Annotated in this window: 8 protein-coding genes and 2 pseudogenes; 9 read left to right on the top strand and 1 reads right to left on the bottom strand. The window is 63.1% G+C overall.

The window, feature by feature from the left end; translation table 11 throughout:
* Positions 1–21: 21 nt before the first annotated feature.
* Positions 22–1335, bottom strand: coding sequence for an L-fuconate dehydratase (locus J3A71_RS17405; protein WP_023047965.1), 1314 nt, complete (start codon positions 1333–1335; stop codon positions 22–24).
* Positions 1336–1436: 101 nt separating this feature from the next.
* Here J3A71_RS17405 and J3A71_RS17400 point away from each other — a divergent pair, with 101 nt between their 5' ends.
* The 9 genes and pseudogenes from J3A71_RS17400 (at position 1437) to J3A71_RS17365 (ending at position 12334) form a co-directional block, all read left to right on the top strand.
* On the top strand, positions 1437–2384 hold the full coding sequence (locus J3A71_RS17400) for a LysR substrate-binding domain-containing protein (RefSeq protein WP_209953067.1): 948 nt from the start codon (positions 1437–1439) through the stop codon (positions 2382–2384).
* A 34-nt stretch (positions 2385–2418) separates the two neighbouring features.
* On the top strand, positions 2419–3396 hold the full coding sequence (locus tag J3A71_RS17395; protein ID WP_016486432.1) for a LysR family transcriptional regulator: 978 nt from the start codon (positions 2419–2421) through the stop codon (positions 3394–3396).
* Positions 3397–3601: 205 nt separating this feature from the next.
* Positions 3602–5143 carry an altronate dehydratase family protein gene (locus tag J3A71_RS17390; protein ID WP_016486433.1) on the top strand — a complete coding sequence of 514 codons (1542 nt, stop codon included), beginning with the start codon at positions 3602–3604 and terminating at the stop codon, positions 5141–5143.
* 35 nt (positions 5144–5178) lie between these two features.
* A pseudogene (locus J3A71_RS17385) lies at positions 5179–5592 on the top strand (Ldh family oxidoreductase); the annotation flags it as partial.
* Positions 5593–5701: 109 nt separating this feature from the next.
* Entirely contained in the window at positions 5702–6919 is a 1218-nt protein-coding gene (locus J3A71_RS17380; protein WP_016486435.1) for a fumarylacetoacetate hydrolase family protein, read from the top strand.
* A 117-nt stretch (positions 6920–7036) separates the two neighbouring features.
* Positions 7037–7180: pseudogene (locus tag J3A71_RS31485) on the top strand (MFS transporter); the annotation flags it as partial.
* 116 nt (positions 7181–7296) lie between these two features.
* Positions 7297–8946 (top strand): VRR-NUC domain-containing protein, encoded by a 1650-nt coding sequence (locus J3A71_RS17375; RefSeq protein ID WP_096425987.1) that lies wholly within the window; start codon positions 7297–7299, stop codon positions 8944–8946.
* Positions 8943–11246, top strand: coding sequence for an ATP-dependent DNA helicase (locus J3A71_RS17370; RefSeq protein ID WP_070086624.1), 2304 nt, complete (start codon positions 8943–8945; stop codon positions 11244–11246). The genes J3A71_RS17375 and J3A71_RS17370 overlap by 4 nt, the downstream gene beginning before the upstream one ends.
* A gap of 173 nt (positions 11247–11419) precedes the next feature.
* A complete protein-coding gene (locus tag J3A71_RS17365) occupies positions 11420–12334 on the top strand; it encodes a tyrosine-type recombinase/integrase (RefSeq protein ID WP_016486438.1) in 915 nt (304 codons plus the stop codon).
* Positions 12335–12357: the final 23 nt, after the last annotated feature.

Below are 12357 nucleotides of genomic sequence, written 5' to 3'. Positions count from 1 at the left end.
CGGGCACACCAGGCGTGTTGTTCAGGAACGGTTGATATCGAGCCACACCGCGCCGTTGGGGTACTGGTAGCGCTCCAGGGTGTCGGCATGCATTTCGATGCTGTAGCCCGGGCGTTGCGGTGGCATGTAGCGCCCACGGCGGATCACCACCGGGTCGATGAAGTGCTCATGCAGGTGATCGACGTATTCCAGCACCCGATTGTGCAGCGAAGCAGACACTGCGATGTAGTCGAACAGGGCGATGTTCTGCACATATTCGCACAGCCCGACACCGCCGCCGTGCGGGCACACCGGCACGTCGTACTTGGCCGCCATCAGCAGCACGATCAGCACTTCGTTCAGGCCACCCAGTCGGGCGGCATCCAGCTGGCAGAAATCCAGCGCACCGGCCTGGAACATCTGCTTGAACATGACCCGGTTATGGCAATGCTCACCGGTGGCCACACCGATCGGCGCGATGCGCTGGCGAATGGTGGCGTGGCCGAGAATGTCGTCCGGGCTGGTCGGCTCTTCGATCCACAGCGGTTCGAAGGCGGCCAGGCGGCGCATGTTGGCGACTGACTCCTCCACGCCCCACACCTGGTTGGCATCCATCATCAGGGTGCGTTCCCAACCGATTTCGTCGCGCAGGATGCTGGCGCGGCGTATGTCTTCTTCCAGGTCGGCGCCGATCTTCTGCTTGATGTGGGTCCAGCCATCCTCCACGGCCTCACGGGCCAGTTTGCGCATTTTTTCTTCGCTGTAACCCAACCAGCCTGGCGCGGTGGTATAGCCGGGGTAGCCTTCGCGCAGCATCTGCGCCTCTCGTTGGGCCTTACCCGGTGCCTGGCGGCGCAGCAGGGCAATGGCTTCCTCGGGGGTGAGCACGTCTGTGACGTAGCTGAAGTCCAGGCAGCCCACCAACTGTTCAGGCGTCATGTCCGCCAGCAGTTTCCATACCGGTTTACCTTCGTGCTTGGCCCACAGGTCCCACACCGCGTTGATGATGGCCGCAGTGGCCAGGTGGATCACGCCTTTCTCAGGGCCTAGCCAGCGCAGTTGGCTGTCGCTGACGGTAAAGCGGTGCCAGAAACCGCCCATGTCGGCGGTGATTTCTTCGAGGCTGAGGCCGACGATCAGGGGTGCCAGCGACTGCACCGCTGCTGCGCAGATCTCGTTGCCGCGGCCGATGGTGAACGTCAGGCCGTGGCCCTCAAGGGCCTCGGCGTCGGTGTGCAGCACCACGTAGGCTGCCGAATAGTCGGGGGCGCTGTTCATGGCGTCGGAGCCGTCCAGCGACAGCGAGGTCGGAAAACGGATGTCGCGAACGCTCAGGTGGGTAATACGTATGCTCATGGTCGACTCTTGTTCTGCTCAAGCGCTGGGAGACCTGACTGTAGGTTGTCGAGCGATACAGGCATAATCGCCAATTCTTAATCAGCGATACCGGATTCGATATGTCTCGCTTGCCACTCGACCCCATCCAGGCGCCACCCAGCCTCGGCGCATTGAAGATCTCCAGCCGCCAGATCACGCTGCTCAATGCCCTGGGCGAGTTCGGCAACCTGCGCCGTGCCGCCGCCGCGATGCACACCACGCAACCGGCGGCGAGCCTGTTGCTGCAGCAGCTTGAGGAGCGCCTTGGCGTGCGTTTGTTCGAGCGCTTGCCGCGGGGCATGCAAGCAACGCTTTATGGCGAGGTGATGATCCGCTATGCGCAGAACGCGTTACATGAGTTCGAGCATGCCCAGGCACAAATCGCCGAACTGGCGCGCGGGGCCTCGGGCCTGGTGCGGGTGGGCAGCGTCATGGGCCCGGTGCCCGGCGTTCTGACCAAGGCGGTACTGGCCTACAAGCGCGACCATCCCAAGGTGCGCATTTCGCTGGAAGTGGGCACCAGCGATACCTTGCTGCCAGCGTTGTTGCGCGGCGACTTCGACATGGTGGTAGGCCGCCTGCCAGACCAGAGCGACAGCCAGGACCTGAACATCGAACTGTTTGAAGGCGGTGAGCAGATGCGCGTGATTGCCCGCGCCGGGCACCCTCTGGCGGCGGCGGCCGGGTTGAAATTGGCTGACCTGGTGGCCCTGACCTGGATACTGCATCCTATCGGCAGCCCGATGCGCCGCCGTGTTGAAAGTGCCCTGCAGGCCGGGGGCATGGTGCAGTCACTGGACATTGTTGAAACCGCCTCGATTCTGGCCACCACTGCCATGCTCGAAGCGTCCGAGATGATTGCGGTGGTGCCCAATGACGTAGCCGAGCATTATGCCCGCTATGGCATGGTGGCCATTTTGCCGGTAGAGCTGCCGCTGGCCATGGCCAACCTGGGCGTGCTGACCCTGCGCTCGCGGCCCAACTCGGTTGCCCTGGATACCTTGCTGCGCTACCTGCGGGCGCAATAACCCTGCCTTTTCACCTGCCTGAGGCCTGCCGCCGATGTCGCCGGACCTGACCCATTCCAGCTTTTGCAACTGGATCCGCTACAAGCACCTGGTGCTGATCGACACCCTGGCGCGCACCCGCAACATGCACGCAACCGCCACGCGCATGAACCTCAGCCAGCCGGCCCTGAGCAAGATGCTGCGCGATCTCGAAGAGCAGTTCGGCTTTGCCCTGTTCGAGCGCCTGCCACGCAGCATGCCGCCCACCGAGCTGGGTGAATATGTGGTGCGTTATGCCCAGGGTGCGTTAGCCGAGTCGCAGCAATTCGTCGACCAGGTCAACCGCCTGCGCAACGGCGGGCACGGTTTTATCCGCGTCGGCGGCATCTTTGCCGCCACTGCACTGGTCCTGCCGCAGGCCATCGCTGCGATCAAGGCGCGCAGCCCGCTGTTGTCGATTGAAGTGGTAGAGCATTCCAGTGATCACCTGCTGACCATGCTCGAGCAGAACAAGCTCGACATCATGATTGGCCGCTTTACCGAAGAGCGCTTCAGCCAGTTGTTCGACTTCCAGCCTCTGGAGCCCGAACCGTTCAGCCTGGTGGTCAACAGCGAGCACCCGCTTAACCAGCTGGAAAGCCCGCCACTGGCAGCGTTGGGCGACTGGCCGTGGGTGTTGTACCCGGTGGGCACGCCGATTCGCAACCGCCTGGAGCAGGCCTTCCGGGTGGCGGGTATCGCCACGCCGGCTGACAGCGTCGAGACCATCTCCATGCCGATGTTCCTGCAGTTACTGCAATCGGCTCCGATGATTGCCATGCTGCCGCGCTCGATGGTTGCCGCGCAGCTGGCCAGCGGGCAGTTCAGGGAGCTGCGCAGCCCCTTGCACGTACCCGCCCTGGAGTATGGCGTGGTTACGCGCAAGGATGAACCGCTGAGCGCTTCGGCCCGAGCGTTTGTCGAGATTTTGCTGGAGGGCGCCAGGCAGCGACAAAAGGAAGGTACGGCTGCAACCGCCTCGGGCAAGGCCTGATGGTTCAGGCGCTCCCACAGGGTGTGTGCAGGCCTGAGTAATTCGAGGCAGGCTTTTAGACGATCAGGGATCACCGCCCGATTACAACTTTTGATAACCACTGGTTATCGCTTGATCGGATCATCTCATTGGGAATGCTGCCCAAGGCTTCTTACAGTGGCAACAGCCATAACAAGAAGCTCGCTGCACTACCCTGAGAGGTCCCATGCAACTGATTGCCAAGTCCGGTGACCTTGCCGTCATCCGCCTCAACCCGCTGGACAATGTGCTCATCGCCCGCCAGGCCTTGCCGCAAGGCCTGCATCTGGATGCCGAGGCGATTACCGTGCGTCAGCCGATTCCTTCGGGCCACAAACTCGCGACCGAACGCGTGGAGCAGGGCCAGCCGCTTCGCCGCTACGGGCAGATTATCGGTTTTGCTTCGCAGGCCATTGATGCCGGCGACCACGTGCATGTGCACAACGTACAGATGGGTGATTTTGCTCGCGACTATGCCTTTGGTGTCGACACGCGCAGCTTGCCGGGTAGCGAAGCAGTGTTCCAGGGCATCGTGCGCGCCGATGGGCGTGTTGCCACCCGTAATTACATCGGCATTCTCACCTCGGTGAACTGCTCGGCGACCGTGGCCCGGGCTGTGGCCGACCACTTCCGCCGTGACATTCACCCCGAGGTGCTGGCCGACTACCCGAACATCGACGGCGTGGTCGCCTTGACCCACGGTGCCGGTTGCGCAGTGGACCCCAGCGGGGAAGCCCTTGGCCTGCTGCGCCGTACCCTGGGCGGGTACGCCGTGCACCCCAACTTTGCTGCGGTACTGATCATTGGCCTGGGCTGCGAAACCAACCAGATCGAAAGCCTGCTGGAAACCCAGGGGCTGCAAGCCAGTGCGCAGCTGCGTGCCTTCACCATCCAGGGCATCGGCGGCACGTCGAAAACCATCGCTGCCGGCATCGAGCAGGTCCGCAGCCTGCTGGCCGAGGCCAACCATGTCCAGCGCCAACCGGTCAGCGCACGGCACCTGGTGGTCGGCCTGCAATGTGGCGGCTCAGATGGCTACTCCGGCATTACCGCCAACCCGGCACTGGGCAACGCGGTCGACCGTCTGGTGGCGGCCGGTGGTACGGCGATCCTGTCCGAAACCCCGGAAATCTACGGCGCCGAGCACTTGCTGACCCGCCGCGCGGTCACCCGTGAGGTCGGCGAAAAGCTGGTGGCGCGCATCCGCTGGTGGGAAGACTACTGCCAGCGCATGAACGCCGAGCTGAACAACAACCCTTCAGCCGGCAACAAGGCCGGGGGCCTGACCACCATCCTCGAAAAGTCGCTGGGCGCAGTGGCCAAGGCGGGCTCCAGCAACCTGGTCGATGTGTATCAGTACGCCGAAGCTGTGCGTGCCCAAGGCCTGGTGTTCATGGATACCCCCGGTTACGACCCGGTCTCGGCCACCGGCCAGGTGGCCGGCGGGGCTAACCTGATCGCCTTCACCACCGGGCGCGGCTCGGCTTACGGCTGTGCTCCGGCACCGTCGATCAAGCTGGCAACCAACAACCGGGTGTTCGAACACCAGCAAGAGGACATGGACGTCAACTGCGGCGGCATTGCCGACGGCTCCACCACTATCGAGGAGCGTGGTGCGTACATTTTCGAACAGATGTTGCGCATTGCTTCCGGGGAACGCAGCAAGAGCGAACAGCACGGGTATGGGCAGAACGAGTTTGTGCCCTGGCAGATCGGTGCAGTGACCTGATTGACCGCTTCTGTTCCGCCTACGAGATGACACCCATGACTCAAGCCACACATTTCAACGTGCGAGCGCTCACCACCTTTGTCGAGCAACTGTTCGAAAAGGCCGGCGCCGATGCCGAAGTCGCCCAGGTGGTGACCCAGGTACTGCTCGAGGGTGAACTGCTCGGGCACCGCACCCACGGCCTGAACCTGGTCAGCCGCTACATCGGCGGCATGCTGGAAGGAACGGTCAAGGCCCGTGCGCAGGCACTGGAACAGGTGTCGCACAGTGACGTCTCCAGCGTGTTCGATGGCCACTACCTGCTGGGGCCTTACTGCGTCAGCCGTGCGCTGGATTGTGCGGCAAAGGGGGCGACTGCGCAGGGCATCGGTATTGCGGTGGTGCGCCGTGCTTCGCACATCGGCTGCCTGGCCGCCTATCTCAAGCCCTATACCGACCGGGGCCTGGTGGGGAACAGGGCATGACCCTCTCGCCTGAACTGCTGGCGGACCTCGACCGCCTGGCCGGCCAACTGCAACTGCCGGCACTCTCCCAATAATGCACACCAAGGGTACACAGATGACTGATCGATCGAACGCCAATCAACCGCTGTCGCTGAACCAGAACGCCAGTGTCTTCGAGAGCGGGAGCTGGGTAGGGCGGGTCTGGCTGGCGGACCAGGGCCCGGCGGTGGTGCTGGTGAAAGCAGGCGCCGTCTACGATATCAGCAGCCACGTGGCGACTGTTTCGGCCCTGCTGGAAGTGACCGACCCGGTGGCCTATCTGCGCGCCTTGCCGCTGGCCGAGCCACTGGTTGCGCTATCGGTGTTGCTGGACAACAGCGATCCGAGCCAGCGCGACCCCAGTCAGCCATGGCTGCTGGCACCCATCGACCTGCAGGCGGTGAAGGCCGCAGGTGTGACCTTTGCGACCAGCTTGCTGGAACGTGTGGTCGAAGAGCAGGCCAAGGGCGACCCGGCCAAGGCCGATGCAATCCGTGACACCTTGGTCAGCCGCATCGGCGCCGACCTGTCGCAGATCGTGCCCGGCTCCGCCCAGGCCGAAGCGCTACGCAAAGTGCTGGTGGAGCAGGGCCTGTGGTCGCAATACCTGGAGGTGGGCATCGGCCCGGATGCCGAAGTGTTCACCAAGGCCCAGCCGCTGTCGGCGGTTGGCCACGGTGCCGCTATCGGCATCCACCCCAAGTCCAGCTGGAACAACCCAGAGCCGGAAGTGGTGCTGGCGGTGTCCAGTGATGGCCGCATCAAGGGCGCGATGCTTGGCAACGACGTCAACCTGCGCGACTTCGAAGGGCGTAGCGCCTTGCTGCTGTCCAAGGCCAAGGACAACAACGCCTCTACCGCCCTGGGCCCGCTGCTGCGCCTGTTTGACGAAAGCTTCGGCCTTGACGATGTGCGCAACGCCGAAGTGGACCTGCGTGTTGAAGGCGAAGACGGCTTCATCCTGTCTGGCCGCAGTTCCATGCGCCAGATCAGCCGCGACCCGCAAGACCTGGTGCAGCAAACCCTCAACGAAAACCATCAGTACCCCGACGGCATGGTGCTGTTCCTGGGTACCCTGTTCGCCCCCAAGCAGGACCGTGACCAGCCAGGCAATGGCTTTACTCACAAGCCGGGCGACGTGGTGACCATCAGCAACCCGCAACTGGGCACCCTGTGCAACCGGGTGACCACCAGCGACCAGGCACCGCAGTGGGCGTTTGGCCTGCGCGCGTTGATCGACAACCTTGGCCGGCGTGGCCTGCTGGAGGTCGCAGCCACCGCCCGCCAGCCCTGAACAACACGCTGCGCCAGGGAGGGGCGCAGCACGCTCGATGGATCGCCAAGGCGCTGACAGCGCGGCAACAATAATAATAAAAGGTCGACACATGAACCCTATGAAGAAGTACCAGCGCAGTACTCGGGTTCGTTCACCACGGCGTTCATGATCAGCGCGGGGGTGGCACTGTGCTCGGCGGTGGCGTACTTCCTGCTGCTGCAGGCGCCGATTGGCAGTGCCAAGGACGCGGCAGGGGAGAGGGTCCCGGCAACCAAGTAACCCGGAAACGTCACGTAATCCCTGTAGGAGCGTCAATGGACTGACCCACGGCTCTTGTCAGGCATGTTTATCTGTATGTATAAACAGTGCCTGATACCGCAATCTGACTTCAGCCCGTGATCGCCCATTCTGTCGACGACCCTTTCTATTACCTGCACAACTTCCGCCAGGTAGTGCTGTGGGTCGAACAACGCTACCAGGACCTGCTCGATGAGCAGGAACTGGCTTTCATCCGTGCCTTCAGCCAACTGCAGGCGCCAGCCCAGGCCTTGATGGTGCGCATGGTCATGCGCAAAGGCGAGTTGTTTCGCAGCGACCGGCTCGACTACGCCGAAATCGGCGACAGCGCGCTGGCGCTGCACCCGTTGCAGGTTCTTGGCTGGGTGCGGGAACCCGAGCAACTGGAACTGGAGCAGCTGTTTGCCTTGCTGCGCAAGGAGGAGCTGGCCCGCTGCTTCGCCCGGCAACTGAGCCGCCCGCGGGCCGCCAAGCATGAGTTGTTGGCACAGCTGCAGCCTTTGGAGCTGGCGGCCCGATCACTGCTCGAGTGGTTCCCGGACAGCGAGGTGCGCATTCTCCAGTGGTGCTTGCAGCCCCTGTGCGACCGTATCCGGTTGTTGTTCTTTGGCAACCTTTACCAGGACTGGTCAGATTTCGTCCTGGCCGACCTTGGCCTGTTGCGCTACGAGCAAGTACCGTTCAGCACAGATTCCCGCGCCTTGCAGCAACGTGACGATATCGACCTGGCCATGGCTTTGCATCAGTGCGCCGAGCGCCTGGAGCAGGGCGGCGATCCAGTGCCGATCCTGGCGACTCTACAAGGCCTGCACAGCGACAACCCTTGGTTGGCCAGGCGCCATGCGCGCCTGCAATTCGCCTTGGGCCAACAATGCGAGCGTCTGGGGGAGTGGGACCTGGCCATGGCCGTGTATGCGCAGTGCAACCATGCCCAGGCGCGCATTCGCCAGGTGCGTGTACTTGAGCGCACCGAACAGTGGCCCCATGCCCACGCGCTGGCACTGCAACTTGCTGCAGCACCAGCCAATGCACTGGAGGTGCAAGCACTCGAGCGCATGCTGCCACGCTTGGCGCGTAAGCTCGGCGGCCCGCCACAGCGGCGCCAGCGGGCCACGCCGCTGGAGCTGATCGAGCTCGAACTGCCCCGCGAGCACGCTGCGCTGGGTGTGGAGGAAGCCGTGCGACAACACCTGGCACAAGAAGGCGGCCAGGTGCATTACGTGGAGAACACGTTGCTCAACAGCCTGTTTGGCCTGTTGTGCTGGGAGGCTATCTTTGCGCCGGTGCCCGGCGCGTTTTTCAACCCGTTCCAGGCGGCGCCACAGGACCTGCATGACAGTGACTTCCAGCAACGGCGCAGTGCGCTGTTCGATTTTTGTCTGGGCCGGCTGGACGATGGCAGCCATCGCCAGGCGATACTCGACTGCTACAGGGGCAAGCAGGGCCTGCAGTCGCCGTTCGTGTTCTGGTCCATGCTCAGCGAGCCACTGCTGGAGCAGGCCCTGGCTTGCCTTCCGGCAGCCCAGCTGAAACAGTGCTTTCTGCGCCTGTTGCAGGATATTCGCAGCAACCGCGCGGGCATGCCCGACCTGATTCAGTTCTGGCCAGAGCAGGGCCGTTACCGCATGGTCGAGGTCAAGGGGCCCGGTGACCGCCTGCAGGACAACCAGTTGCGCTGGCTGGAATTCTGCAGGCAACACGGTCTGCCCGTTGCGGTGTGCCATGTGCGTTGGCGCGAAGCGCCATGAGCTACAGCATTGCGGTGCGTGCTCTGTGCGAGTTCAGCGCCAAGGTTGGTGACCTGGACCTGCGTTTCACGCCGTCGCCCAGCGCTCAGGAAGGCATCGAAGGGCATCAGCGGGTAGTGGCACGGAGGGCTGCGGGCTACGAGTCGGAAATCACCCTTGAAGGCCAATTCGAAACCCTCAAGGTGCGGGGCCGCGCCGACGGTTACGACCCTGGCAGCAACCGCCTGGAAGAGATCAAGACGCACCGTGGCGACTTGGCGCGTCAACCCGCCAATCACCGTCAGTTGCACTGGGCACAGGCCAAGGTCTATGGCTGGTTGATGTGCCAGGCACGACAACTGTCCGCCATTGAGGTGGCGCTGGTGTACCTGGACGTGGACAGCGATGAGCAGACACTGTTCAGTGAGCACTATGAGTCCGCTGAATTGCGGGCCTTCTTCGAAACCCAGTGCCAGCGCTTTCTAGGCTGGGCCCAATTCCAGCAACGACGCCTGGCCGAACGTGACCAAGGCCTTCAGGCGCTGCGCTTCCCCTACCCACAGTTTCGCCAGGGCCAGCGGCAGCTGGCCGAAACCTTGTACAAGGCGGTAAGCACCGGGCGTTGCCTGATGGCCCAGGCCAGCACCGGCATTGGCAAGACCCTTGGTACGTTGTTCCCGCTGCTGAAAGCCATGGTGCCGCAGCAGCTGGACAAGCTGTTCTTTCTCACCGCCAAGACGCCGGGCCGGGCGCTGGCCCTTGATGCCATGCGTCAGATCACTGATGCTGCGCCACAACCTGCTTTGCGCACACTGGAGTTGATTGCCCGCGACAAGGCCTGCGAGTACCTGGACAAAGCCTGTCATGGCGAGTCCTGCCCATTGGCCGCTGGCTTCTACGACCGCTTGCCGGCAGCGCGTGAGGCCGCCGCAACACTGCCGTTGCTCGACCGTGCCAACCTGCGCGAAGTGGCCTTGGCGCACCAGGTTTGCCCGTATTACCTGGGGCAGGAGATGGCGCGCTGGGTCGACGTGCTGGTCGCCGACTACAACTACTACTTTGATGCGCATGCCTTGCTGTTCGGCCTGACCCAGCTCAACCAGTGGCGCGTTGCGGTGCTGGTGGACGAAGCGCATAACCTGGTTGAGCGTGGTCGTGGCATGTACAGCGCCAGCCTTGACCAAGGGCAGCTGCTGGCCCTGCGTCAGCGCAAACCGCCCGGGCTGGTCAGCGCCCTTGACCGCCTGAACCGGCAGTGGAATGCGCTGTACAAAGAACAGCGTGCGCCGTACCAGGCCAGCGAGTCGCTGCCTGACGGGCTGTTGCGCGCCTTGCAGCAGTGCATCGGCCTGATTCAGGAGCAGATGAACCAGATGCCCGCGCACATGGACCCGCAGGTATTGCAGTTCTTCTATCAGGCCTTGCAGTTCAGCCGGGTTGCCGAGCTGTTCGATGAACACTTCCTGTTCGACATCAGCCAGCGCCAGGGCCCGCGCAAGCGCCGGCTGGCGACCCTGTGCCTGCGCAATGTCACCCCGGCGCGCCTGTTGGCCCCACGCATGCTGGCGGCGCGCAGTGTGACGCTGTTTTCCGCCACGTTGAGCCCGCGGCATTTCTACAGCGACTTGCTGGGTATGCCGGCCGATACCGCCTGGCTAGAAGTGGCTGCGCCGTTTCGCGCAGAGCAGCTGGAGGTACGGATTGCCAGCCAGGTGTCCACCCGCTACCAGCAGCGGCAAGCCTCTCTGGTACCGATCGTGGAGCTGATTGCCCAGCAGTATGAGCACATGCCGGGTAACTACCTGGCATTCTTCAGCAGCTTCGAATACCTGCAGCAGGTGGCCGACCTGTTGGCCGAGCGGCATGGGCAGATTCCCCTGTGGGCCCAGGCCCCGGGGATGGACGAGGCCGCCCGCCAGGCGTTTCTTGATCGATTTGTTGCCGACGGCCGGGGCGTTGGCTTTGCCGTATTGGGGGGGGCTTTCGGCGAAGGCGTGGATTTACCAGGTACGCGGCTGATCGGGGCGTTTGTCGCCACCCTGGGGTTGCCGCAGGTCAACCCGGTCAACGAGCAGTTCAAGCAACGCCTGGGTCGGCAATTTGGTGCGGGTTTTGACTACACCTATCTTTACCCGGGTGTGCGCAAAGTGATCCAGGCGGCTGGCCGGGTTATCCGTGGAGACCAGGACCGGGGCGTGCTGGTGCTGATAGATGAACGCTTCGCCGAGCCCCGGGTGCAGCAGATGTTTCCGGCATGGTGGCCCAAGGCTGCGCCGGCCAGCACGCCGGCTGATGACAAAAGCACGCTCCGATTGCGGTAAGATCACGAACCATGCCAGTTGCAAAGCCTTGTATATCAAGGTGATGGCACTTCACAGGGGCTTGATGGAATGCGCGCTTGGCATTCGTCAGGACTTGTTTTTATGTCGTTTCGACTTGCTTCAGGGTTTGCCAGTTTCACGACCGGCCGCCGCTTCGCTACAGGGTTCACGTTTTGTCCGATCTCCCCAAAAATCCGCTGCTGCAGTACATGGACCGCCTGGCCCCCTCCAGCCAGCAAACCATGCGCTACATCCTTCAGGACGCTGCCGACCGGCTTGGCTTTGTCGACTGCAATGTCGTCGACGTGCCTTGGCATCGGCTAGAGCCCGGCCATGTGATTGCCTTGGTGTCGGCCCTGCGTGCCGACGGTTATGCGCCAAACAGTTCGTCTTTGTATGTCAACGCCATTCGTGGGGTGATGAACGAGGCCTGGCGTCAGGGCCTGATCGACCATGAGCAGTTGCTGCGCATTCGTGAGGTCAAACCGGCCACCGGCAGCCGCCTGCCGCCAGGGCGCAACCTGCGCCGCAGCCTGATTCGCGAACTGATGGAGGTGTGCGCATCCGACCCTCGGCCGCAAGGCGTGCGCGACGCGGCGATCATCGCCTTGCTCTATGGCACCGGCATGCGCAAGTCAGAGTCGGTGGACATCGACCTGGCCCAGGTCGATTTCCAGGCGCGCAGCCTGCAGGTGGTGGGCAAGGGCAACCACCAACTGATCAAGTACGCCCCGCCATGGGCGTTCGAGAAGCTGCAGGCGTGGCTGGACTTGCGCCGTCAGGACCTGCCAGCAGGGGCAGAGGACGACCCGTTCCTGTTCAACCGCATCCGCCGCGGTAGCCACATCACCCGGGCGCGTATCACCAAGCATGCGATCTACTACATTGCCCGTCAGCGCGGTGCGCAAGTGGGGGTGAAAATCATGCCGCACGACTTCCGCCGGGCGTTCATCACCCGGGTGATCGAAGAGCATGACCTGTCGATTGCCCAGAAGCTGGCGCACCATGCCAATATCCAGACCACCGCCATTTATGACCGGCGTGACGACAACGAACGCCGGCGAGCCGTCGACCGTTTCGACTACTGAGTCCTTGTGTGTGCGGTCCATTC

The sequence above is a fragment of the Pseudomonas sp. PvP089 genome (genome assembly GCF_017875165.1).
Taxonomy (GTDB): Bacteria; Pseudomonadota; Gammaproteobacteria; order Pseudomonadales; family Pseudomonadaceae; genus Aquipseudomonas; species Aquipseudomonas fortuita.
Note: the sequence above shows the minus strand (reverse complement) of the source record. Positions and strands in the feature narration are given on the sequence as shown.

Coding starts and splice junctions, on each gene's coding strand:
- J3A71_RS17405 (WP_023047965.1), bottom strand. CDS start 1,335: ATGAGCATACGTATTACCCACCTGAGCGTTCGCGACATCCGTTTTCCG.
- J3A71_RS17400 (WP_209953067.1), top strand. CDS start 1,437: ATGTCTCGCTTGCCACTCGACCCCATCCAGGCGCCACCCAGCCTCGGC.
- J3A71_RS17395 (WP_016486432.1), top strand. CDS start 2,419: ATGTCGCCGGACCTGACCCATTCCAGCTTTTGCAACTGGATCCGCTAC.
- J3A71_RS17390 (WP_016486433.1), top strand. CDS start 3,602: ATGCAACTGATTGCCAAGTCCGGTGACCTTGCCGTCATCCGCCTCAAC.
- J3A71_RS17380 (WP_016486435.1), top strand. CDS start 5,702: ATGACTGATCGATCGAACGCCAATCAACCGCTGTCGCTGAACCAGAAC.
- J3A71_RS17370 (WP_070086624.1), top strand. CDS start 8,943: ATGAGCTACAGCATTGCGGTGCGTGCTCTGTGCGAGTTCAGCGCCAAG.